15 protein-coding genes are annotated in these 25,604 nt (G+C 47.9%); 14 read left to right on the top strand and 1 reads right to left on the bottom strand.

From position 1 onward, the window contains the following. The first annotated feature begins 4 nt into the window (after nt 1–4). From ACFQRK_RS17395 to ACFQRK_RS17380, 4 genes are all read left to right on the top strand, one after another. Nucleotides 5–3,148 carry a SusC/RagA family TonB-linked outer membrane protein gene (locus ACFQRK_RS17395; protein ID WP_379008973.1) on the top strand — a complete coding sequence of 1,048 codons (3,144 nt, stop codon included), beginning with the start codon at nt 5–7 and terminating at the stop codon, nt 3,146–3,148. Nucleotides 3,149–3,155: 7 nt separating this feature from the next. Next, complete coding sequence (locus ACFQRK_RS17390; RefSeq protein WP_379008972.1) at nt 3,156–4,955, top strand: RagB/SusD family nutrient uptake outer membrane protein; 1,800 nt, start codon at nt 3,156–3,158, stop codon at nt 4,953–4,955. A gap of 51 nt (nt 4,956–5,006) precedes the next feature. Next, nucleotides 5,007–6,158 carry a sialidase family protein gene (locus ACFQRK_RS17385; protein ID WP_379008970.1) on the top strand — a complete coding sequence of 384 codons (1,152 nt, stop codon included), beginning with the start codon at nt 5,007–5,009 and terminating at the stop codon, nt 6,156–6,158. A gap of 64 nt (nt 6,159–6,222) precedes the next feature. Then, nucleotides 6,223–7,305: a family 43 glycosylhydrolase gene (locus ACFQRK_RS17380; RefSeq protein ID WP_379008968.1), complete on the top strand. Its 1,083-nt coding sequence runs from the start codon at nt 6,223–6,225 to the stop codon at nt 7,303–7,305. An 8-nt stretch (nt 7,306–7,313) separates the two neighbouring features. Here ACFQRK_RS17380 and ACFQRK_RS17375 read toward each other — a convergent pair whose 3' ends face one another. Then, nucleotides 7,314–8,216 (bottom strand): AraC family transcriptional regulator, encoded by a 903-nt coding sequence (locus ACFQRK_RS17375; protein WP_379008967.1) that lies wholly within the window; start codon nt 8,214–8,216, stop codon nt 7,314–7,316. 128 nt (nt 8,217–8,344) lie between these two features. Between ACFQRK_RS17375 and ACFQRK_RS17370 the strand changes: the two genes are divergently transcribed. The 10 genes from ACFQRK_RS17370 (at nt 8,345) to ACFQRK_RS17325 (ending at nt 25,126) form a co-directional block, all read left to right on the top strand. Further along, nucleotides 8,345–11,680 (top strand): PVC-type heme-binding CxxCH protein, encoded by a 3,336-nt coding sequence (locus tag ACFQRK_RS17370; protein WP_379008965.1) that lies wholly within the window; start codon nt 8,345–8,347, stop codon nt 11,678–11,680. Nucleotides 11,681–11,723: 43 nt separating this feature from the next. Further along, nucleotides 11,724–12,434 carry a ThuA domain-containing protein gene (locus ACFQRK_RS17365; RefSeq protein WP_379008964.1) on the top strand — a complete coding sequence of 237 codons (711 nt, stop codon included), beginning with the start codon at nt 11,724–11,726 and terminating at the stop codon, nt 12,432–12,434. Nucleotides 12,435–12,468: 34 nt separating this feature from the next. Beyond that, nucleotides 12,469–13,578, top strand: a complete 1,110-nt coding sequence (locus tag ACFQRK_RS17360; protein WP_379008962.1) for a Gfo/Idh/MocA family protein — start codon at nt 12,469–12,471, stop codon at nt 13,576–13,578. A gap of 15 nt (nt 13,579–13,593) precedes the next feature. Continuing rightward, complete coding sequence (locus tag ACFQRK_RS17355; RefSeq protein ID WP_379008961.1) at nt 13,594–14,439, top strand: sugar phosphate isomerase/epimerase family protein; 846 nt, start codon at nt 13,594–13,596, stop codon at nt 14,437–14,439. A 91-nt stretch (nt 14,440–14,530) separates the two neighbouring features. Beyond that, nucleotides 14,531–15,739, top strand: a complete 1,209-nt coding sequence (locus tag ACFQRK_RS17350; RefSeq protein WP_379008960.1) for an enolase C-terminal domain-like protein — start codon at nt 14,531–14,533, stop codon at nt 15,737–15,739. 139 nt (nt 15,740–15,878) lie between these two features. Continuing rightward, nucleotides 15,879–19,019 carry a SusC/RagA family TonB-linked outer membrane protein gene (locus ACFQRK_RS17345; RefSeq protein WP_379008958.1) on the top strand — a complete coding sequence of 1,047 codons (3,141 nt, stop codon included), beginning with the start codon at nt 15,879–15,881 and terminating at the stop codon, nt 19,017–19,019. A gap of 30 nt (nt 19,020–19,049) precedes the next feature. Beyond that, nucleotides 19,050–20,924, top strand: coding sequence for a RagB/SusD family nutrient uptake outer membrane protein (locus ACFQRK_RS17340; RefSeq protein ID WP_379008957.1), 1,875 nt, complete (start codon nt 19,050–19,052; stop codon nt 20,922–20,924). Between the two features lie 17 nt (nt 20,925–20,941). Continuing rightward, entirely contained in the window at nt 20,942–21,616 is a 675-nt protein-coding gene (locus ACFQRK_RS17335; RefSeq protein ID WP_379008955.1) for a DUF3823 domain-containing protein, read from the top strand. Between the two features lie 180 nt (nt 21,617–21,796). Then, nucleotides 21,797–22,426, top strand: a complete 630-nt coding sequence (locus ACFQRK_RS17330) for a TetR/AcrR family transcriptional regulator (RefSeq protein ID WP_379008954.1) — start codon at nt 21,797–21,799, stop codon at nt 22,424–22,426. A 1,056-nt stretch (nt 22,427–23,482) separates the two neighbouring features. Beyond that, nucleotides 23,483–25,126 (top strand): vitamin K epoxide reductase family protein, encoded by a 1,644-nt coding sequence (locus ACFQRK_RS17325; protein WP_379008952.1) that lies wholly within the window; start codon nt 23,483–23,485, stop codon nt 25,124–25,126. The last annotated feature ends 478 nt before the right edge of the window (nt 25,127–25,604 follow it).

The following is a 25,604-nucleotide window of genomic DNA, read 5'->3' as shown; positions in this document are numbered from 1 at the left end:
AATTATGATTAAACCATTGACACACAAAGGCTGTCATGATGGCCGCCGGCGTGGGCTGTCGCTGCGCCAGACCATGCCCTGTAACCAGGTATTCTTCGTACTGGGTATGGTGCTTACCTTTTTATTCGTGCAGACTAATGCGTATGCGCAACAGGTGCTTAACGGCACGGTGTTGGATGCAGCTGGGTTACCCCTGCCGGGCGCTTCGGTAAAAATTAAGGATTCGGACCGCGGAACGGTTTCGGATGTTGACGGTAAATTTTTGCTGGAAGTGCCTTCACCCGAAACGATGATTCAGATTACCTATCAGGGATATTTTCCATTGGAGGTTGTGGTGGGAAGCGCTCGCGAGCAGACGTTTACCTTACAGTTGGATGAAGAACAGAGCCGGCTGGACGAGGTCGTGGTTGTGGGGTTTGGCACCCAGAAGAAGATAACCGTTACAGGGTCGATGACATCCGTATCGGTAAAAGACTTGGAACAATCAACTGCTCCTTCGTTGTCGAACGCGCTGGCTGGTCGCATGCCCGGGATCATTACGAGGCAGACCAGCGGTGAACCCGGTTACGACCAAGCACAGGTATATATTCGAGGGATGGGTACATGGGGGGCCAGTCGTTCGCCATTGGTGCTGGTGGATGGCGTAGAACGTGGCATGGCTGCACTAAATAGCATCAATGCGCAAGAAATCGAAAGCTTCTCTGTGTTGAAAGATGCTTCGGCTACTGCGGTCTATGGTGTCCGAGGGGCGAATGGCGTTATTCTGATCACCACAAAAAGAGGGGTGCAGGGCCGGCCGAAAGTCACCTTGCGTTCTGAAACCGGGCTATTGACAGCGCAGCGGATGCCTCGATACATTGATGGTGTAGAGTACGCCGAATTGTGGAACGAAGCCTACCGGAATATGGGACAAGAGAACTTTTTCAGCGAAGAAGAGATCGAAAAATACCGGAGTGGCGAAGACCCTTACTTGTATCCCAATGTAGATTGGACGAACGAGATCATGAAGAAAAATACCTACCAGACCATCAATAACCTGAGTATCAATGGAGGTACGGAAGTTATCCGGTATTATGGTAATGTGGGGCTCACCGAGCAGAGCGGCCTATGGAAATCGGACGGGGCCAATTTATATGAAACGAATATCAACATGCGGCGGTACAATCTTCGTTCTAATATCGACGTGAACGTGACCAAGAATTTGCTGTTTGAGTTTGGCCTTGGCGGAATCATTCAGCAAGGAAATTATCCTGCACGTACGGCACCCGAGATTTTTGATGCGCTCCGGAAAACGCCGCCCATTGTGTTCCCGAAGCAAAACCCCGATGGAACACCGGCCGGCATTACGCAATTTTTGGGGTCAAACCCGTGGGGGATGGTTACGCAATCGGGATACTTGGTACAGGCCCGAAATACCGTGCAGGGTACCTTCGGCGCGAAATGGGATTTGTCTGAATTCCTTACGCAAGGACTTTCGCTCAATGGCCGGTTTGCTTATGACCACTATTATCAATCCGATGTAGATCGGGAAAAAAATTTCGAGGTTAAGCAATATTTAGGTAAAGATCCCGAGACGGGCGAGGATCGCTATAGCGAAATTCTTCGTGAGGCGACGCCATTGGGATATTCCACACTTAACGAGGCCGAACGGATCTATTATACCGAGCTGGTAGCCAATTACAATCGAGCATTTGGACGCCACGAAGTAACTGGTATGATGATGTATAACCAGCGCGATCTCGTTCGCTTAACAGTAGGAAACTCGATGCTGAATCTACCTTACCGACGATTAGGTACGGCAGCCCGATTCACCTACGCATATGATAATCGGTACTTGTTTGAAGTGAATGCCGGATACAACGGTTCAGAGCAATTTCCCAAAGGTAATCGATTCGGATTCTTTCCCTCCGCGTCTGCAGGATGGATCGTGTCGAATGAATCCTTCTGGGGCGAAACGAATCCGATAAACCACTTGAAGGTTCGCGGATCATTGGGAAAAGTCGGAAATGACGATCTTGGCCGAGACGTCCGTTTTCTGTTCCTCACGTCTATGAATACACGGACTGCGCAATCGTATCGTTTCGGGGAAGATATGCGTGTCATGCCGGGTATTGACGAAGCGACAACGGGAAATCAGAATGTCACCTGGGAAGTGGCCAGCAAAGCTAATCTAGGCTTGGATTTAGAGCTGCTCCGGAGTAAGATCGTTTTACAAGTGGATGCCTTTTGGGAAGATCGGGAAGGAATCCTCATCCGACGTCAGCAGATTCCATTTGTGACTGGCTTTTACCCCTGGGTCATTCCGTGGGCAAATCTGGGCAAAGCCAGAAATCGGGGCATTGATGGCATGTTGGAGTTAAAAAATTCCACGCCTTCCGGCTGGTATTATTCGTTCCGCGGTAATTTTACCTTTGCCAAGAATGAAATCGTAGAAAATGACGAAGCCACGCAACGATTTCCATGGCTATCCGGCAAGGGATCGCCTATTGATCAGCCGTTTGGCTGGATAGCTGAAGGGATTTTCCAGAACGACGAGGAAATCGCAAACAGCCCAGAGCAGCGGTTGGGAAGGGCTACTCAACCAGGCGATATCCGATATCGGGATTTGAATGGGGACAATATTATTGACGACAACGATCGGATGGCCATTGGCTATCCGCGTACTCCGCAGATCGTCTATGGTTTTGGTGGCACGGTAGCCTATAAAGGATTCGATGTAAGCTTGTTTTTAACAGGGGCGGGTCGGACTAGTATATTTCTAAATGGATCGACCATGTATCCGTTCCAGGATGGTGTGGGTACCTTCAACGTGCAACGTCAATATTACGATAACCGTTGGACACCCGAAAACCCGGAAGGTAAATATCCCGGTGCAATTACCGTGGCCAACCCGAATAATAACCGATCCTCCACACTTTGGCAGGTGGATGGTTCTTTCCTGCGGTTGAAAAACGCAGAGGTTGCCTATACATTTTCACAAAAAAGCTTAGCGAGATGGGGTATGAATAATATTCGATTGTTCGTCAATGGTGTAAACCTCCACACGTGGGATAATGTGAAAATCATGGATCCCGAATCCAATGACGGAACAAATTTTTATCCTTTGCAGCGTACATTGAATTTCGGTTTCCAAGTCAACTTTAAATAACGATACCATGAAGCAGATTATTAAAAATATAGGGATAATTACATTCTTTGTTGTACTTTCAGGATGTACCAAAGATTTTTTGGATAAGACGCCCGACGAAGATATGACGCTGGATGAGGTGTTTGCTCAGCGCCAATACGCAGAGCGGTTCCTTACATCGGCTTATTTCACCTTACACGAAGAAATCAGTTTCAACGACTGGTGGGGTCGTAATCCATTTGTGGGAGCGTCTGACGAAATGGAAATCACATGGACTTACCCGTTTGCCCATGTGATGACCTCCGGGGCGTGGAGCCCGCAGAATATTGAAGAAAATATCTGGCGATTCGATTGGGAAGGCATGCGAAAGGTCAATATTTTCCTTGAAAACATTGACAAGACGCCCATGAGTGATGCGGAAAAGAACCGATGGAAAGGCGAAGCCCATTTTTTGCGGGCATTCTTCCATTTCTACCAAGTTCGATTGCATGGCCCTATTCCGATCATGGATCGAGCGAGTACCTTAAATGATGATTTTACCCAAATTAAACGCAAACCTTACGAGGAAGTAGTGAATTTCATCGTTGCTGACTGTGATAGGGCCGCTTCATTGCTGCCGCCTTCTTATATCAGCGGGCCCACGGAAGATCGTACGCAATTGGGTAAACCGACGAAATCATCGGCATTGGCCCTGAAATCGCGCATGCTTTTGTATGCGGCCAGCCCGCTGTGGAATGGAAATCCCGACTTAACAGGCTTTACCGACCAGGATGGCGTCCGTCTGTTTGCAGAAGCGAATTCGCAAAAATGGCAGATCGCCGCTGATGCCGCGAAAGCAACGATTCAGGAAGCCGAGGGTGCAGGATATGGTTTGTATACATCATCGAACAATGATCCGATGAAAAATTACCAGGAATTGTTCTATATACGTAATAACAAAGAGGTGCTTTTTGCAAGGAACATGGGACCTTGGGATCATCAGGAACGTTGTACGAGCCCCAATGGGATGGGCGGATGGAGTGGTTACTGCCCTACGCAGGAACTTGTTGATGCCTATGAGATGGCAGACGGCAGTACACCCATAACCGGATATGGTGCCAATGGTCAACCCCTCATAAACCCAGAATCGGGATATCAAGAAACCGGATATGCGGAGGCTGCACATCCGAATGGCTATCACCCCGATCAGATTAGAAACATGTACGTAGGTCGTGAACCGCGCTTCTACGCGGCAATTAATTACAGTGGAGCAAACTGGCGAGGTCGCCGGATCGAATTCTGGAATAGTGGCGCAGATGGTCGTGCGCGGAGTGCGGTGGATCATTCCGTTACCGGATACCTAATGAAAAAATTCTCGGAGGAATCTGTGCGTATCCCGCAAAATATCTTTACGCAAAAGACTTGGATCTATTTTCGCCTTGGCGAACAATATCTGAATTATGCTGAAGCATTGAACGAAGCGCAGGGGCCGGTGGGAGATGTATATGTTTATGTCAATGCAATCCGTAACCGGGCAGGTCTGCCCAATCTGCCGGAGGGACTCAGTCAAGAGGAGATGCGGGAGCGGATCCGGCATGAAAGGCGGATTGAATTAGCGTTTGAAACCCATCGCTATTTTGATACAAGGAGATGGCTCATTGCCGAGCAGACGGACAACAAAGATTTCTACCGGATGACCGTGGACAAGGGTACCCACTTGCAGGATGATGAATTCTATCAACGCTCGCATTTGAAGCGCCGGGTGTTCGAGAAAAAGCACTACTTGTGGCCGATACCGCAATCGGAAATTAACAAGACGCCGACGATCATTCAGAATCCCGGATGGTAGGCTTATTTTTGAGGCATGGATAAAAAGGGTCAGTTGTTGGTTTTAATTTGTATGGCTGCGCTTCAACTGGTTGTTGCGCAGCCTACAAAGCAAGTCGATGGGCGTTCCGAACGTCGCGGCATCCGCATTGAATGGGACCAGAGCACCTTGCAACGCTTGGCGCCGAGGGATGGCCGCCAGCTGCGGTACGCGGGATACCCGCGGGTAAAGCGACTGCGTGATGGTACCGCCGTTGCCGTTTATGAAGCACAGGGCAATGCGGAATTGATCTGGAGCACGGATGCAGGGAAAACATGGAGCAGTCCGGTGATCACGTTCCATGGACACGCCGGGAAGGACTCCCTCGGCAATCAGGTAAAGGTGAATATTGCCAATCCGGAATTTATCGAACTGTACAATGGCGACTGGTTGATGGCTTGTAATTATCGGCCTACGCAACCTGAGGTCGTTCCCTTCGCCATCGCCATCTCGCGGAGCGGTGACCGTGGAAAGTCTTGGAGCCAGCCCCAGGTGATCTTTGAAGGGGGACCCCGATTCACAGACGGGTGCTGGGAACCGGCTTTCCTGCAATTACCCGACGGTACGTTGCAGGTGTACTTTGCTAACGAGGCACCCTACACGGCGACGGACGAGCAGGAGATATCGCTGCTGGCCTCTAGCGACAATGGGTACACCTGGGATGCCGAACCCCGCACCGTCAGTTTCCGGGCGGGGCGCCGCGATGGAATGCCGGTACCGGTGGTGGTGGATGATGAAATTCTGGTAGCGATTGAGGACAATAAAGTTGGACAGTTTAAACCCTACATTGTGCGTACTTCTATTGCCGACAACTGGAACGAACCGGTTACTGCTCATTCCCGGTTCAGGGAATATGCGTTGCAGGATTCGCTTCCGGAGCACGTTTATGCCGGAGCGCCATACCTCACCAGGTCGCCTTCTGGCGAAATCCTGCTATCCTACCAAACCACGAAAGGCCGCGGTACCGATTGGGAAAAATCAACGATGGAGGTGGCCATTGGCGACAAATACGGTCGCCATTTCCAAAAACTCACACAACCCTTTCCCGTGCCTTTGGATAAGGAAGCCAAATGGAACGCGATCAGTGTGTGGGACGATGACACGGTGGTGGCGACGTCCGCGACGAATTTCGACGGTGGACCCATAGGGGCGTGGATGATTCTCGGACGTATTAAGCGTGATTAACTCCGCGCTCACCGAGTCTGGTAGCTTTTACCCGCTAATGTTGAATAGTTAATAAATCATGACCATGGCACTTTATGTAGTTAATTACCCAATTTTTGCGTTTTTGCTGACGTTGATGGGTTGCGGGCAATCGCCCGTTGGCCCGGATCCGGTTGTGCAGCCACCCGCCGCCCGCGAGGAAGGTACATATGTTAACCCGGTTTTCGAGCCGATCCTCGCCGACCCGACGGTCGTCCGCGATCCGCAATCGAATTACTTTTACGCGTATGGGACGCAGGACGACTGGGGCGATGGGCAGGGGAGCCGGTTAATTCCGATTTTGCGTTCAGCCAATCTGGTGGATTGGGAGGTCGTAGGCCAAGCGTTTTCCAGCAAACCCCAATGGAAAACAAATGGCGGGCTTTGGGCGCCTGATGTGAATTACGTGAATGGCAAATATTACCTGTACTATGCCTACTCTACCTGGGGAGATCCCAATCCGGGTATCGGGGTAGCGACAGCGGAAAAACCTACCGGGCCTTTTCTGGACCACGGCAAACTGTTTACCAGCGAAGAGGTAGGGGTACCCAATTCAATAGATGCATTTTATTTCGAAGAGAACGGTGCCAAATACCTGTTTTGGGGAAGCTTCAGCAACGCACCTACCCAGGGTACCTATGTGGTGGAGCTAGCTGATGATGGACTTTCCGTTCCCAACCTCTCGCAAAAAGTCAAGATCGCAGCCGGGGATTACGAGGCCGTAATGATTCATAAGCGTGGCGAATATTATTATTTTTTCGGTTCTAAGGGCAGTTGCTGTGAGGGAGCGAACAGTCAATACCACGTGTTGCTGGCACGATCAAAGCAATTAATGGGGCCCTATTTGGATAAAGACGGAAATGTCATTACGGATCGAGGAAACGGAACGCTGTTCATCAAAGGCAATGAAAAATTCGTAGGGCCGGGACATAATGCACGGTTGATTGCCGATGACGAAGGTACCGACTGGTTTATCTATCACGGGATCGATCGTTCCAAGGGAAAGGTGGCCAGCGGAGCCAGTCGGCGGACCTTGATGCTCGATAAGGTCATTTGGCGTGACGGCTGGCCGGAGGTCGCGGGGGATGCACCCAGTACCACATCGCAGCAAGCGCCGATATTTCGTTAACGGTTATCTTAATAATAGTGGTGATAAGATTCCACGGCCATTTTCTGGTATTCATGCCGGTACTGGTGTGGCTGCTTGCCGGTGACCATCTTGAATTGTTTGTTGAAATTGGTCAGTGATTGAAAGCCGCACTCGTACCCAATGCGGTTGATATTCATTTTATCTTCTTTCAGCAGTTTACAGGCATATTCAATGCGTATCTCCTTCAAAAAATCCGAAAACGACTGGTTGACACGGGATTTGAAGTACCTGCTGAAAGACGTACAGGTCATGCTGGCAATCGAGGCCACCTCTTCGAGGTGAATTTTACGGTGGAAGTTTTTCATGATAAACTCGTAGACCTTGTTCATCCGGTCGGTTTCGGCTTCGGTGTTGTAGGATTTGGAATGCGTATCCGTAATCAGGTGGCATCCGTCTGAAAGGGCGATGGTATTCAGGATTTTCAGTAGCTGGATGATGCTGTCGGTTCCCGTCATTTCCAGTAACTCCAGCATGAGTTGACCGACTTTTTTCTGGGTGTCGCCGGTAATCTCGATACCGCATTGCGAACGTTGAAAGAGGTGCCGGATGCTTTCCAGTTCCTCCCGCTCGTGTATGGTTTCACCCAGAAAATAGTCATGGAAATAAATGACGACTACGGTCGTACTTAGCTGGCTGTCTTTTTCAAAATAAGCATTGTGACTACGCCATACGTGGGGAAGATTCGGGCCGATCAAGACCAGATCGTTTGCCTTGAAGGGCTTTATGCTGTCACCCACAAACCGATTCCCTTCGCCTTCCATGACATAAGATATCTGAAATTCGGGATGCAAATGAAACGTGGGGTCAAAGTAGGGCTCGACCTGTTTGCGTATAACAAAGGAACGGTTTTCAGGAATAAGAGCTTTGGGAATCACGTGGCCTTTCTTCATAATTTATCTTTGTTGAGAAGCAAAGATAGTATATCATGATATAATTTGACTATAAAGTGATAATATATCGCGGTTTTCCGAACACTTTCAGGCATACTTTTGTATGAACAATTGTAAGAATCCATATTATGAGCCGAATATCTTGCTTTATCAGCATTTGTTGCCTGTTGCTTATTGCTTGTACAAGTGATTCCCCGAGAAGGGCGGAAGTCCTGTTTTTGGGGCATGCTGGCGAATCGGCTGAATCTACCAAGTATGCGTCGTGGTTGGCAATCGAGCTTTTCAAAAGCGGGATTAACCTAACTTATACGGTTGATCGGAACGATTTAAATGACAACAACCTGGACGTATACGATGGACTCATTCTATTTTCCGGTCTGGATTCACTCTCTTCCAATCAGATAGATGCCGTTGAGGATTTTGTGGAAGATGGTAAGGGATTAATTACCTTGGGAATGGATCCGGCCAATAGCCCGGCGTGGTATAGGGAGATGATATCCGGAGGTGAGTCAACCGATTCGGCGCTTCGGGTAACCAAAGGGAGTGGCCGCATTTTCCATACGGCTAACGGTGGTGATGAATCTACCTGGAAGCGTCTGGACTTTTTGCGATTGATCGGCAGTGGCGTGCAATGGGCCATAGGTGACAAGGTAATGGAGCTGGTCGCGCAATTGAAAATCCCTAACGTGAGCATCTACGAAGATACGATTGCAGATTTCACCGCACGCCATTTTGTGCCGAAGATGCAAGATCCTTTGACTTCGGAAGAATCGAAGAAGTTGATACAGGTGCCTCTTGGTTTCGAACTGCAATTATTCGCTTCAGAGCCTGATATTGTTAATCCCATGGCGATGAGCTGGGACGAACGGGGCCGGTTGTGGATCATTGAGGCGATGGATTATCCCAATAATTTTGTGGAGCTGAAAGGCGAAGCCAACGACCGGATTAAGATATGCGAAGATACGGACGGTGATGGCTTAGCAGACAAATTCACCGTTTTCGCCGATGGGTTGAATATTGCCACCAGCTTCACATTTGCCAATGACGGCATCTTGGTGGCCATGGCTCCGCATTTCATTTTCCTCAAAGATACCAATGGTGATGATGTCGCCGATGTGCGGGATACCGTAATGACGGGATGGAACAAGAACGACACCCATGCCGGGCCTTCCAACCTACAGTATGGATTTGACAACAAAATCTGGGGCGTAACCGGCTATGCCGGTTTCAACGGAAGCATCGATGGCCAACAGATGGCGTTTGGCCAAGGGGTGTATCATTTCAAGCCCGATGGAACCGATTTCGAATACCTGGCCACCACCAGCAACAATACATGGGGCTTGGGGATGACCGAAGATAACAACGTGTTTATCTCCACGGCAAACAATACCCATAGTGCGTTTTATTCCATGCCCGAAGAACTGGTGCAGCGCCGGTTGCAGGAAGACGACCGGAAGCTCAATGTCAACGCGGTGCAAAAGATCGATGGGCACTATGAGGTACATGCCATGCAGCCCAACCTCCGGCAGGTGGATGTGGTGGGCGGTTTTACTTCAGCAGCAGGGCACCAGCTATACACCGCACGAGATTATCCTCAACAATATTGGAATAAGGTGGCTTTCGTCACTGAGCCTACGGTACGGTTGATCCACAATGCCGTTATCGAGCCGGATGGTGCCGGTTTCAAGGAACATGACGGATGGAACTTGGTGGCCAGCTCGGATGAGTGGTTTGGCCCCGTACACGCGGAAGTTGGGCCGGATGGCGCGGTCTGGATACTCGATTGGTACAATTTCATTATCCAGCACAACGTATTCGTGCCTGCACAAGCACCCTCAGATAAGGTGTTGCCGTTCGTAGAACAACCACACGGCCCGGGCAATGCGTTTGAGAGCGATTTGCGCGACAAAAAATACGGTCGGGTCTACCGATTGGTTTATAAGGATGCCAAGCATAAGTCAGCATACAAGCTTTCCAAAGATGACACCAACGGACTGTTAAAAGCCTTGAAGAGTGACAATAAGTTTTGGCGGATGCATGCCCAGCGGCTCCTGGTGGAGCGGCAAAAGGACGACGTGGTCAACGACCTGATTCGCATCGCCTCGGATAAAAAGGTTGATAAGATCGGCCTGAATGCTCCCGCTATCCACGCTTTATGGACCTTGCAGGGCCTGAACGTTATCGAGTCTAATCAGGATGTGTTCAATGCCGTGGTGAAATCCCTGAGCCATCCATCTGCGGGCGTGCGCAAGGCAGCCGTTCAAGTATTGCCGATTACGGAGCAATCCAGAAACGCCATACTGAAAAGCAACATTCTGGCAGACACTGCGCTGAACACTCGGCTCGCGGCCTTCGTGAGGTTAGCTGAATACCCGGCCTCGGCGGACATTGCCAGCGCCTTGCTTGAGGCGGCCAACGACGCTGTCAACGAAAGCGATCGATGGTTATCGCAGGCGTTGTTCGGAGCCATTACACGACATGAAGATGAGTTCTTCAAGGCTGCTTCGCAGGCGACCGGTAGTTTCGCTAGGCGTATCGCCGAGTCGTTGGCCAACGAGCAGTACACGCTCGGGCGCCGCAGCCGCTTCCAGTTCTCTCCCGATGTATCGAATAAGGAAATCCACATCCAGACCGAAGTCAGCCGGCGGGAGAATCAGCCGTACAATGGACTGATCGTAGGGCAGGGCGACAAATCTGAAGGGTACGCGTTGTACCTGAAAAACAACCGGCTGTTCTTCGAGGTCTACCAGCACGGCCAGACCGCCACCGTTTCCTCACGGGGCACTGTACCCAGCAATTTCACGGTAGATGCACAGTTAACTGCCGATGCGACCCTTGAGTTGGCCGTAAACGGTGCCAGCCAGGGCACGGCAAAAGCTATGCATTTATTTGCCGCGCCGCTGAAGTTCAACTTGCGCTCCGGAGAAGATTTTGACGACGATCATGCATTGACCGAATATGGTGAATCATCGCGCTTCACCGGCAATGTCAATAACATCATCGTACGGCTTTCGAAGAAGAGTCGGCAGGTTGTGCACGGTCAGGATCCCGCTACCGACCAAGCCAATGCTGCGCCTTCGGAGCGAATAGAGATCAAGGCTGTAAAGGACATCATGCAGTACGACAAAAAGTCGTTTACCGTGCCCGCGGGTAAACGGATCACGTTGGTATTCGAGAACCCCGACGGGATGCAGCACAACCTGGTCATTATCCAACCCGGTTCCTTAGAGATTGTAGGCAAGGCAGCGGACGACATGCTGCGGTCGTCAGAGGCGTATGAAAAGCAATATATTCCGTCTATTCCTGAGGTGTTGCACCATACACCCCTAGTGAATCCGGGCGAGAGCTTCACACTCGAATTTACGGCACCCACGGAACCCGGTGATTATCCGTATGTCTGTACCTTCCCCGGGCATTGGCGGGGGATGAATGGCATTATGCGTGTGGTTAATGGAAATGATTAATTGGATGTGATTAATAGAAAGTTGAACTTAACTATATATGAATATGAACAGGATTATGAAGCTATTTACAGGGGTATGCTTGATGGTGATGACCGTGAGTGCGACGTTGGCCCAACCCCAACCCCTCCGCGTGTTAATGGTCGGCGGTGGCGGATCCCATGATTTCGGTCGATGGTACGGCCAAGAAGACAAAAAGACCATCGAATCAACCGGCAAGTACAGCGTTACATACACAGAACAGACGGATTCCATACCTGCTTACCTGAAACAAGCTGATCTGTTGATTTTGACCAACAATCAGCCGATCAGTGCAGCAGGCCAGGCAGCGATCACCAAATTCGTCGAGAAGGGGCATGGGCTGTTGCTCCTCCATGCCGCGGTGTGGTACAACTGGGCAGACTGGCCCGCCTACAACCTGAACTATGTAGGCGGCGGTAGCAAGAGCCACGAAAAGCTTCAGGAAATAAAAAACCTTGTCGTCAATCCAGCGCATCCAATTACACAAGGTGTCCCGGCTAAGTTTGAGTTTGTGGATGAATTGTACCGTCATGTCCCCGATCCCGCTGCGAAAGGAATTGAGGTGTTGGTCATTGGTCAATCTAAAGAAACCGACGCCGTTTATCCAGGCGTATTCACCGTGAAGCACCGGAAGGCAAAGATTGTCGGAATTACAACTGGACACGATGAACGTAGTCATCAACATGAAGCATACAAAACATTGTTAATCAATGCGCTTAACTGGATTGCAAACTAACTAAAACGTATAATTAGCTAATTAGAATCAGAACATGTCAAAAATCACTGTCGTTATCGTAGGTATGGGTTTTGGGAAAGAGTTTATTCCCATCTATCAGAAGCATCCCAACATTAAAGCCGTCGGAATTTGTACCCGAAACGAAGATACGCTCAACGAATTAAAGAACAAGTTTAATCTGGACGAGAACCTGATTTTCACCGACTTCGAAGACGTGGTGAAGCGGGACGACGTAGATGCGATCCATATCGTCACCCCCGTACCAGAACATGCGCGGATGACCCTGGCCTCGTTAAACGCCAACAAGCACACGGCCTGTACCATACCGATGGCCATGACGGTTGAAGACTGCAAAGCGATTGTGGAGGCAAAACGGAAGTCGGGCAAGGTTTATATGATGATGGAAACAGCCCTGTATACCCGCGAGTTCCTTTATGGACTGAAATTGGCTGAAACCGGCCAGTTGGGTAAGATCCAGTTTGTGCGCGGATCCCACATCCAAGATATGAGCATGGAGGGTTGGGCCGAATATTGGAAGGGCTATCCACCTATGCTGAACGGAACACACGCTATTTCGCCGTTGCTGCGCATCAACAATACGATTGCCGAGTCGGTGGTTTGCCATGGCTCCGGCCGGCTGTCAGATGATCTGGCTAGCCGTTACAACGCGCCGTATGCCGTAGAAACGGCTACGTTCAAATTGAAGGATTCAGATGTAGTGGCGGAAGCAACCCGTTCACTCTTTGATGTGGTGCGCCAATACCGGGAAAGTTATGACGTGTATGGTACCAAAATGTCGTTTGAATGGGAGCAATTGCAAGACGAAGAACACGTCATTTTCGACGGCGGTGAAAATGCACGACGGATTGATGTGCCGGATACCGATGAACTGCTGATTCCTGAAATCGCCGATTTTACCAAACGCGAGAAAATCGACGATCCCAATCATGTGTCGTTCCTCCAGGGAGCCGGACACGGCGGATCACACCCTCACTTGGTCCAAGAGTTTGTCGCAGCCATTGTGGAAGGCCGGGATTCAGCAGTGGATGCTGCGTTGGCAGCTAATTATACGTGCGCAGGAATATGTGCGCATGAATCGGCCATGAAAGGCGGAATTCGGGTAGAAATACCAAGTTTTGAATAAGTTAATTTGTTGAAGATGACGATAGGAATAAGCACATTTGTTTGGGTTTCGCCGTTTTCCACGCAATCTTTTGACGTCTTGCGCAAGGCCAAGGCGGCAGGTTATGACCTGATTGAGATTGCCGTTGAAGATCGGGAGTTGATCGACTGGAATGCGTTGAAGCGCACGTGCCGGGAGCTGAATCTGAAGCTATCCGTGAGCGGCGCGTTCGGCATGGATCGGGATGTTTCCAGCGATCGGCCGGAAATCCGGGCGAATGGGCTTTCCTATATCATCGATTGCTTAGAAATCGCCAACGACCTGGAAAGTCCGGTTTTCGGCGGGCCGCTCTACTCGGCGGTCGGGAAGACCCGGCTGGTTTCGGCCGATCAGAAAAAGCAGGAAAGACTATGGTGCCTGGAGAATCTCTACGAAGCATCGAAGCGCGCCGAACAACTGGGCGTGACTTTGGCGCTTGAACCGCTAAATCGATTTGAAACCGATATGGTCAATACGGTCGACCAAGCCATTTCGTTGGTCGATGAACTCAATAGCTCTTATTTAAAGATTTTATTGGACACTTTCCACAGCAACATTGAAGAGAAGGACATCCCCGCTAGCATCCGAAAGCTGGGCGACCGGTTGGTCCACGTACAGGCCAACGAGAATGATCGCGGTACACCGGGCACAGGCCACCTGGATTGGCTCGGTATGCGCGATGCGTTCCAAGACATTGGGTATCGGGGAAGCCTCGTCATCGAAACCTTCGGTGCACCTTCGAAGGAGTTAGCCAGGGCGGCGAGTATCTGGCGGCCTTTGGCCAACAGTGCGGATGAATTGGCCGAGGAAGGTTTTGCATTTTTAAAACGAACGTTTTGTTAACGGCGAACCGTTAGTAAACAAACGTATAAAGCGCCCGCCCGCATAAGCGAGGGAGGTACGGGCGGAAACGTTAACCATTAAAACACCAATTATGAGACGAAGGGAATTCATCTATGCACTGAATGCCGGGATAGCCGCCAGTGTAGTATCAAAGACAGCGCTTGCTGGGGTATTTGAAGGCAGACCGGACGCGTCGCGTATGCAAGCCGAGCTGGCCTACCACACCATACAGTCGGTAGCATTTGATGATGTGCGACTGCAATACCCCCGTTTTGTCGGTAAAAACGCACGGCTTGATGTCCACGGTTTCGGACCGCGCATCGGCATATGTATCATCACAACAGACAAAGGCACAAAAGGCTGGGCTTCCCTCCGCGGCGGCCGCGGTGAGGCGCAGCAGCTCGTCCCCGAATTGATAGGCAAAAAACTGTCTGACGTTTTCAATGTTAATGCAGGCATTACGGATGATCGTTATCTGCCCTTTGACATCGCGTTGCATGACCTTGCTGGCGTAGCGTTAAACAAGCCCGTGTATGCATTGCTGGGCCGTGATCAGCCGTTTACTACCAAGTACTACAGCGGGATGATTTATTTCGACGATCTGGAGCCCGCCCATGCACCGGGAGGAATCGATAAGGTGTTGGCAAACTGTCGTTATGATTACGAGTACGGCTACCGCCAGTTCAAATTAAAAATCGGGCGGGGCCATCGCTGGATGTCGCTAAAAGACGGGCTGGCACGTGATATCGAAGTCACCAAGGCTGTTGCCCAAGCGTTTCCAGATTGCGAGATTTTGGTAGACGGCAATAACGGCTTTACGGTGAATGAATTTACGGCATACCTCGAAGGAATTGGTAATACGCCGCTATTCTGGATTGAAGAGCCATTCCATGAGACCGTTGAAGACTACCGTAAGCTCCGCGAGTGGATGGCCAAGGCCAATGTAAAGAGCCTGCTTGCCGAAGGCGAAGCCGATCCCGACCCGGCGCTGCTGGATACCTTGATGCAGCAAAAACTCATGGATGTACACATCTCCGACATAGAAGGTCTCGGATTCACCAATTGGCGGAAGCTGATGCCTTCATTGATTCAATACGGTGTGCAGGCGTCTCCCCACGCATGGGGTTCGCTGCTTAAGACATTTTATACCGCGCATATGACTGGCGGCTTAGGTAATACCGTCACGATTGAAGGCGTAACCAGTACGTCAGACGATGTTGATCTCAGCGGCTATGTGATCAAGGATGGAAAACTGATTCCGCCTAATGCGCCGGGATTCGGGTTGAAGCTGCTGCGGTAGTCGTTGTATCCTTTTTCAGTCATGCGTTTACCATCTGAACCGGATAGGTGGGAACGGTTTCGTGGTGGAGTTCAGACTGGTTATTCGAATGCAGGGTTAATCAATACAAATTATAAACAATTAAAACAAAACAACAATTATGAGTAAAGCTTTACTTGTAGCGTTGCTATGGTGCGTTGGACTATCCATAGCAATGGCCCAAACCCGGTCTGTCACAGGAACGGTGCGGGATGCCGAGGGCGGAACCCCCATCGGCAGTGCGACCATCAAGGCGATGGTAAGCCAGCGCACCACGTCGAGCTCGGCCGATGGTACGTTCTCAATTGAGGTGGCATCCGCAGGGGATTCCCTTTTGGTTACCTACCTCGGTTACGACCAGACCGTTGTACGTGTGGGAGCCAATGCGAGCAATGTGTCGATTGATTTGACTTCTTCTTCAGAAGCGCTGCAGGAAGTGGTGGTGACGGGTTTCGGTATGGCACAGAAAAAGGAGACGTTGACGGGTGCCATTTCAGTCATCGGTGCAGAGGATATAAGTCGGTCGTTGTCATCTACAACGTCCGGAGCGCTGGTTGGGAAAATCCCCGGTGTGAACTTTCGGCAAACAGACGGCCGTCCGGGTGGAACGACACAACTTCAGATCCGGAATATGGGAGACCCCTTATATGTTATCGATGGGGTTCAGAAGGATGCCGGCCAATTCAATAACCTGGATTTCAATGATATTGAATCTATTTCCGTGCTGAAAGATGCTTCGGCCGCGATTTACGGTGTACGGGCTGCAAACGGCGTTGTTGTCATAACTACCAAACGAGGAAAAAAGAATACTAAGAACACGGTTAGTTTGACATCCAACTACGGTTTTCAAAATTTATCTGCATTTCCGAAGCCCGCAGATGCGGTAACATTCGTAGAAAGCTACATTCAATCTGAGACCGTACAGGGAGTGAGCAACTATCGATACACGCCCGAGGATTTAGCCAAATGGAGACAAGGAACCGAAAAAGGTTATGTACCGTTTGATTGGTACGATTACATCTGGGAAACCTCTCCGCAGGTTTACGTCAACGCTAACGTATCCGGAGGATCAGACAAGATTAATTATTATTTCAGCTTGGGGCACCTCAACCAAAACGACGTCATTGTAAATTACGGCGGGTTCAAACGCACGAACGTACAGATGAACATTACAGCGCAGATTTCCGATCGGTTCAGGGTAGGCGCCAACTACAATGCCCGTCTGGAGTATCGGAGAAATCCGGGCGTACCCGGTGGCGACGACCTATGGCTGCCCCGGTTCGCCACATTTCGCAACCTGCCGACGGTACGTCCCTTCGCCAATGATAATCCCAATTACCCGACATTGACTTCCACCGACCCCGGCACGAACTTCGGGTGGTTGAACTACGATTTATCCGGTGAGCGGACGGAAACTTGGCGTGTGAGCCAGCTGAATTTTGATGCGGAATATGATATTGTGGACGGTTTGAAAGCCAAAGCATTGGTAGGATATTACTTTGCCAATCAACGGATGGACAATCATGAATTTACCTACAAATTATATGGTTATGACGAAGATACGGACACATACCCCGTGATTTTCGAAAACAACAACCCTTGGCGGGAGCGTCGTATGGGCCATAATGAAGAAATAACGTCCAATGTGCAGTTGAATTATACGAAGTCATTTGGCTTGCATAATTTATCTGTGATAGGTGGTGTCGAAAGCATTCTCCGTAAAACCCCGACAACTTGGTTACACTCCATTCCCGCGTCCAATGCGTTGGAGCTTATTTATTTTGAAACGATGGACGCCTATGATGATGAGGGCGAGAATCCACAGGCAAGACTGGGCTATATTGGTAAAGTTAATTACGATTATGACGGAAAGTACCTGCTTGAGTTACTGGGCCGCTACGATGGTTCGTGGAAATTCCCGACTGACGATCGTTGGGGTTTCTTTCCGGCGGCATCTGCTGGTTGGCGGATTTCGCAGGAGTCGTTCTGGCAAGACAGCAAGATTGGAAACATTGTCAACGATTTGAAAATCCGTGGCTCGTTCGGCTTGGTTGGGGATGACAATACCGCCGGCTACAATCCCTTCGACTACTTGGCGGGATACAATTACAAACGATATCGGAATGCTAATGGTGATTGGGTAAATCTTCCGTCATCCGTAATCGATGGTGAGTACGTTATCGGCTCACAACCTCGAGGACTTCCGGTAAACACCTTGTCATGGCTTCGCGCCGAAATTGCCAATATTGGTTTTGATGCCGCATTTCTCGGCAGTCGGTTGACCACTACTGTAGAGTTTTTCCAACGCAAGCGCACAGGGCTTCCTGCTTCACGTTATGATGTGTTGATACCCAAGGAAGTCGGTTTCGCATTACCTAATGAGAATCTAAACTCCGATATGCATCGCGGTTATGAAGCGGTTTTACGTTGGGCTGATCGCGCGGGCGAACTGAACTATTCACTCGCCGGAAACATCACATTTTCCCGCTTTTATGATTGGGATCGGTACAAGCCCCGCTTTAGTAATTCGTGGGATGTCTACCGGAATTCGCTTGTTGAGCGTTTCGGTTATTTGAACTGGGGATTGCAATCCGACGGACAGTTCCAAAGTTGGGAAGAAATAGCTACGTGGCCAATCGATAACGATCGGCAAGGTAACCGTACGTTACGTCCTGGTGATGTCAAATACAAAGACCTGAATGGCGACGGGGTAATCAACCATCTGGATGAGCGCCCCATTGGGTATCGTCGTGATTCTACACCAGCGCTGAACTTCGGATTGAATTTTGCCTTCGCTTATAAAGGGTTTGATTTAGGGCTAGACTTCTCCGGCGGTGCTATGTATACCTTCTACAAGGAACATGAAATGCGTACCCCTTTTCAGAACGGTGGGAACATTCCTCAGTATTATGCGGATGATGCTTGGAAGCTTTCCGACATTTGGGATGCCAATAGTGAGTTGATTCCTGGTAAATACCCGATGTTGTTGATTGGCAACGGCGCACATAGCAATTATTGGAACAGTGATTTCTGGAAGCAACGGATTCGTTATATCAAACTTCGTAATTTAGATTTCGGCTATTCATTGCCTTCCCATATTTTGGAGCCGCTTTCTATCACGGGAGTTCGGGTGTATTTTTCCGGACAGAACTTGCTTACGTTAACCAACTTGATTGGTATAGACCCGGAAACACAGGATACAAACGGATTGGGTTATCCTACTTATCGGATTATGAACTTCGGAATCAATGTGAGGTTCTAGTACGTTGAATATTATTTAAAAGAAAGCATTATGAAAAAGTCAAGCATATCCATATTCAAGGTATTGGTGCTAGCGGTTGGACTAACGTCCTTCAACGGTTGCTCCAACTTCTTAGAGCGCGAGCCCGATACGATATTGCCCGAAGAAGATATTTTCGGAGATGAGATAATGATCCGATCGGTTTTATCCAATTTTTATGGCAGACTAACTAATGTGCCGAACACCGATCCTGTTATTACATGGGGGCAACATATCGCTAATTCGTATCAGTATACGATATTGGATGAAGCAGGGAAATCGGACGGTGGCCCAGATGTGATGCAAAATTACGACAATAAGCTTTGGCGGGTGTACGACTATGAGCTGATTCGCAACATGAATCAGTTTCTACAAGGTATCCGTGCAACGACCGCACTCGACGAAGAAAAAAAGCGGCTTTATGAAGGCGAAGTTCGGTTTCTTCGGGCGTGGGTGTATTTCAATATGGCCCGCGGTATGGGCGGTATGCCGATAGTAGGGGATGAGGTATTTGATTACCAAGTGGGCATGGATGTAACGGCATTGCAATATCCCCGTTCTACGGAAGCCGGTATTTACGATTATATTATTCAAGAGTGCGAAGCTGTCTCGACGATGCTCGATGACAAGCGGAATACCAATTCAGCACGTGCTAATAAATGGGTCGCGTTGATGTTGAAAGCTCGGGCTGCTATCTATGCAGGGTCATTGGCAAATTACAACAACAAGATGTCTAGTCCGATTCGTACGGCTGGCGGCGAGGTTGGAATTCCGGCTGATCGTGCACAGGGGTATTACGAACAAGCCTTAACGGCGGCGGAAGACGTAATCAACAACAGCCCGTATGACTTACAGCTGAACAAGCCAGATGATTTGGAGCGTAATTTTTATGAAGCAGTCAGCGTAAAAGATAACAATACCGAGGTCATTTGGGCTCGGGATCATATTTACCCAGGCACAAACCAGCAGGTGAATTTCACAACGATCAACATACCTGGATCGCACGCCGAGGACATCGACCGGGCGTATGCGGGTCCGATTCTTAATCTGGTGGAGGATTTTGAATATAGGGATAACCGAAACGGTGATATCAATATTCGGGATAATCAAGGCAACTACATTTTCTATGACAGTCCAACGGCTGCCTTTGCAAACAAAGACGCCCGTCTAGGCGGCACCGTAATCTTGCCGGGTGCACAGTTTAAAGGAACGCCCGTAACATTGCAAGCTGGACAAAAGGTATGGAACAATGGCGCTTGGCAGACGGTTACCGGAGCACCCGGCGCGGCGGACAATAACGGACGGCTGATTACTGCTTCCAACGGTCCAAATCGTACTAACGACGTGTATATCAATAAAACGGGCTTTTTCTTTCGTAAATTTTTGGACGAAGCATCTGGAGCATCCACCCGTGGACGCAATAGTGAAATGTGGTTTCCCCGTTTCCGTTTTGCTGAAGCCGTGTTGATTGCCGCCGAAGCGGCTATGGAACTGGGGCGACAGCCGGTAGCAGTCGGCTACATCAATCAAGTCCGTGAACGTGCCGGTATCCAACCTCTGACTTCTGTGACTTTGGATGATATCATTCAGGAACGGCGGGTCGAATTCGCTTTCGAAGATCACCGATACTGGGACATGAAGCGATTCCGTCGCGCGCACATTATTTGGAATGGGGTGGTCAATAGCCCGACCGCTCAACAGTGGGCGTTGTTTCCTTATTTGGTAGTTGCTCCCGGTACGGCAAACGACGGGAAATACGTGTTCGATCGAGTAACATTTAGCAACTCGTTGCACCCGCGATTTTTTGAGTTAAGGAATTATTATAACTTCATTGACCTGGAGTGGCGGAATGCAAATCCTAAAATCGTATTGAATCCATTTCAATAACCTTTATGCTTATAACAATGAGAAAATATATGAATATGTTGCTGCTTCCAGTGATTGTAGCTGTAAGCAGTTGCGGACTGGATAACTATGACGCACCGGAATCGAAGATACAAGGACGGGTTGTCTATAACGGTGAGCCGGTAGGCGTGCGTGGTACGGGTGAAGCGGTTCAGCTTCAACTTTATCAAGATGGATACGAATTGCGGGACCCCATTCCTGTATATGTAACACAAGACGGTACGTTTGAAGCAAAAGTATTCGACGGTGAGTATAAGTTAGTAACTCGTGATAACAACGGCCCGTGGGTGAATGATCGTGATACGACTGTAGTCAATGTAAAAGGTACTGCCAACGTGGATATTGAGGTTACGCCTTTCTATACGTTGTCAAACGTGCAGCTTTCATTAAGTGGAAGCACTGTCAACGCGTCCTTTCAAATAAACGAAGTGGCGGGCGGTAGGGACATTGAGTACGTATTGATATTAGTCGGTAAGACCTCTTTCGTTGACGATGTGTCAAATAACGCTCGCCTTCGTATCGACGGCGTTACCGCAGGAACTACGGTCACCGAGGCGCTTGACTTGACAGGTAATGGTGATTTCGAGGCCGGGAAACCTGTATTTGCGCGCGTGGCATTGCGCCCGGAAGGCAAAGACCAAGCAATTTATTCGCAGGTCGTAAGATTGCGGTAATCCTTTTTTAAGTTAAGTGACCGCTACTGTCGATAATCGATGGTAGCGGTTATTCCTATTTATACCTGCGATGGTTTTATAAACTCCTAAATGAGGTATATGACTAAATCTAAACCTAAATTATGTAACCGATGAAATAGCCTCATCTGTTATTACCTGTCAAATCAATTCAATCCTATCATGAAAAGAAATAGCACACAAACCAAAGAAAAACTAATTAATGCCATACAAGAAATTCTCTTGGAAGAAGGGTATGGGGGGTTGGGAGTGAATAAGCTGGCCAAAAAGGCCGGAGTAGATAAGCGGCTTATATATCGGTATTTTGGTAGTTATAACAACTTATTGGAACAGTTTATCCTAAAGAAAGATTATTGGATTAATATCGTAGATAACGTTGATAATGTATTAACAAAGTCCAAGTCGTTGAGTTTGCAAGAAATTGTCTTTTTTTACTTGGAAAAGCAAATGAGTATATTTTATCATGATAAAGTTCTACAGCAGCTTACGTTATGGCATTTAAATGAACCTAATCACCCGGTTTTTTTAAAGATTAATGAGATAAGGGAAAAAACTAGTAGCCATGTGCTTAGGAAGATGAGTCTTCGCTTTGAAAAATCCAATATTAATTTCAGATCGATTATAGCAGTTTTGATAGGGGGAATTTGTTATATATCCTTATCCGCTCAATCTCACAAAATTGCGTTTTGTGAAATTGATCTAAATGACGAGTTAGGGCAGATGGAGATTCGGAAGGCGATTAGATTGATTACGGAATGGAGTTTTAGTGGAGTTAGAAATGAGCAAGAATAATTGCTGAATTGTGGGCAACCTTAGCTGCCCTGACAAGCCTGATCTTTTGCTGCTTTCTTGAGGGCTGATCGTACCGCCAGGGTAATAATTGCATAAATTAATCACAACCCAACAAAGCGGTGACATAAAGTCCTTTTTAGCTCTTATTTCAAGTGAAAGTGGTGACATACCAATGTCCTTTTAACATTTGGCGTGACATTATTTGAAGTTGAGTGTATATCATATTTTGAATTTTTGTTAAAGCGCCGTAATATTAAGTCAAATACGTATTCGAAGGTACCCATGAATTCAGAATTCGTTTGCCAGTTAAAACTTAATGCGAGAACACTATGACTTCATAATCAATAGATATATAACGGATAGTATCCTATGTCGTGCTAACACGGTGTAAATCTTAATCTTGTCTTATGACATGGTTTAAGAGCAAATCGTCCACAAATTTATGTTGCGATGTTGATGGCGATCAGCAAAGTGTAAGTTCGGAAAGACACCGATATGTTATTAGCTAAAGTCGTGTTGGCTTTAGGCTGAGCGAGCCCCAACCTGTCAGTTTGAGCAGATTTGTGGTAGATTATTTAACTAAGTGATTGAAAAATAATTCTAAAAAACGTGATAAAGAAATTGAAATTGAACCTTGGTAAGGTCGAACAGATTCTATCAAGGGACCAACTGAAGCAAATAGTTGGAGGTAGTGGAAGTGGTGATGGAAACTGCAATTCTACGTTGGACTGCACGGCTTCCTATGGAATGGATGCCTATTGTTATAATGGGTACTGTCACGGAGGTACCGCACCTCCGGTTGGAACTGGGTGTAATTGTCCCACTTTCTGGCGTTGTCTCAGCCCCTCTTCGGGAATATGCGTTCCGGATGGTGGATAGCAATATTCTTATAGTCTTCATTATGAGCATGACGTATTGAAAATTTTGATCAAGTTGTCGAACCTACAAACGGCAATTACGAAGATATCGCTGAGCTTGGTATTGAATAATTGTAGAGGCGTAGTAAAATATTCGAAAGGAGCCTATAACTTCGTTAATCAATTAGAACTAAAAAACATGTTTTCGTTAGTCAAGAATCTGATGTATCCATCAGACAATATCAACGACGTCGCTTGGCACTACGCTAGATTGCTTAACCTTCGTGTAACGAGGAATACTTTATATAGATCCGTTGACGAGCATCCAGATTATCCCAGTATGCTAGCACTAAGCGATGCGTTTTCAGAATTCGGTGCTGAAACTTTCGCGGCTAAGTTAACAAGCGAACAATTAGAACAGGTAAATATTCCCTTCATAACGCAAATTAAACTTCCGGATAATCATGGGGAATTCTTCACTGTCGTCAATCCAAAGACTGACGGTTCGCTCGAGTTTTTCCATCCCGAAAAGCGTATTTGGGAGACTTCTACGTTAAATGAGTTTGCCGAAATCTTTACTGGTTTCGTGTTAGTGGCGGAGCCGAGGGAAATCGCAGGTGAACAAGATTTTGCTGTTAAACGAAAGCTGGAAAAGAATGAAAGTCGAAAAAAAATAGGCAGTTTCATCTTTTTGTCGGTATTAGTTTTAGTTTTTATAGGTAGTACAATGTTTCTGGAGCGAACCCAAGGGATATTGTTCTCCTTCTATCTGTTGCTTTTTTTTTCTGGTATAGCTATTACGACGCTTTTGCTATGGTATGAGGTCGACCAACACAATCCGGCATTAAAAAAAGTGTGCGGCAGCGGAGGAAAAAAAGCTAACTGCGGTGCAATTCTCAATTCGAAGGCATCCAATCTGTTTGGTGTGAGTTGGAGTTTGATCGGCTTTACATATTTTATGGGAGCGACTTTGATTTTAGTCATAGGAGGGTTAGAAAATGCCAAGTTTTTACAAATGGTTGGTTGGCTTAGTTTGCTAGCCGTGGCCTATACCGGTTTTTCTATTTATTATCAACGATGGATAGCTAGGCAATGGTGCCGACTGTGTCTTTATATCCAAGCTGTATTGGTGTTACAGGCCGTCGTTGCTACAAGAGCCGGTTGGCCATTTCTTCCTATCGACGATTTGTCGATACGAGATGGGGTTACGCTACTATTATCGTTTTTATTCCCTTTTATCGTAGGGCAGTTTTCGTTGTCGGCGCTAAAAAGAGCGAGGGCCGGGGAAGCTCAAGGTCGTGAACTTCGGCGATTAAAGAATAACCTACCGATTTTTCAAAGTCTATTAAGTAAGCAAAAAGCCATTACGATAGACCCTTCGGGATTGGGGATTACATTAGGCGATGCCAGTGCAAAACACAAAATCATTAAAGTCTGCAATCCTTATTGCGGTCCATGCGCGATTGCCCATCCCATCATTGAAGAGATCATACATGGCAATCCAGACGTTCAGGTGCAAATTATTTTCACTGCTGGAGACGATGAGAAAGACATCAAAGCACCACCTGTTAAACATTTAATGGCAATTGCCGAGAAAGCAGATGAGTCGATGTTGAAACGGGCATTAGGTGATTGGTACAACGCGGAAAAGAAGGACTATGATTTTTTTGCAAAGAAGTACCCTTTGAATGGTGAGTTGGAAAAACAGGGTGAGAAATTAGCAAAGATGAAAAAATGGTGTGACGAGACAGCAGTAAACGTTACACCGACATTTTTTGTGGATGGGTACCAATTACCTGATGTGTATTCGATAAAGGATTTAAAGTATCTGTTGAAAGCATGACTACCGAGTATCAAGTGAAAGGCTGTAAATAGTGAGATTATAAATGTATAGGGGTTACTTCACATAAAAATCTGGCAAAGAACACTTAAATACGCAAAAAACTATCTAAGGCAGTTACTAAAAATGTTGTAACCCTTTCTAGGAAAGGGCTACAACAAGGATTTGCCAACTTCAGCAGGCTTGAAATAATTGAATTGCAAACATACGGTGTTTTTCAATAGAAAATAACTGTGAAAACTTTAAAAATGAAAAAGTTAAAGCTAAATTTAGGAAACGTTCAGGAAATTCTAACCCGAGATCAACTAAAGACAGTATTTGGAGGATCAGGAGGTAGTGACGGAGGATCAGGATTAACACCTCTATGTATTACAGCCCCATGTAAGGTCTTTTACTTTATTCCTGGGCAACAAGGGCCGGAAATAATGGGGACATTTTCGTATGACTCAACCTGTTCCCCTACCGGGTCGGGAGGATGCAG

The sequence above is a fragment of the Parapedobacter sp. GCM10030251 genome, assembly GCF_042666505.1.
GTDB lineage: Bacteria > Bacteroidota > Bacteroidia > Sphingobacteriales > Sphingobacteriaceae > Parapedobacter.
Note: the sequence above shows the minus strand (reverse complement) of the source record. Positions and strands in the feature narration are given on the sequence as shown.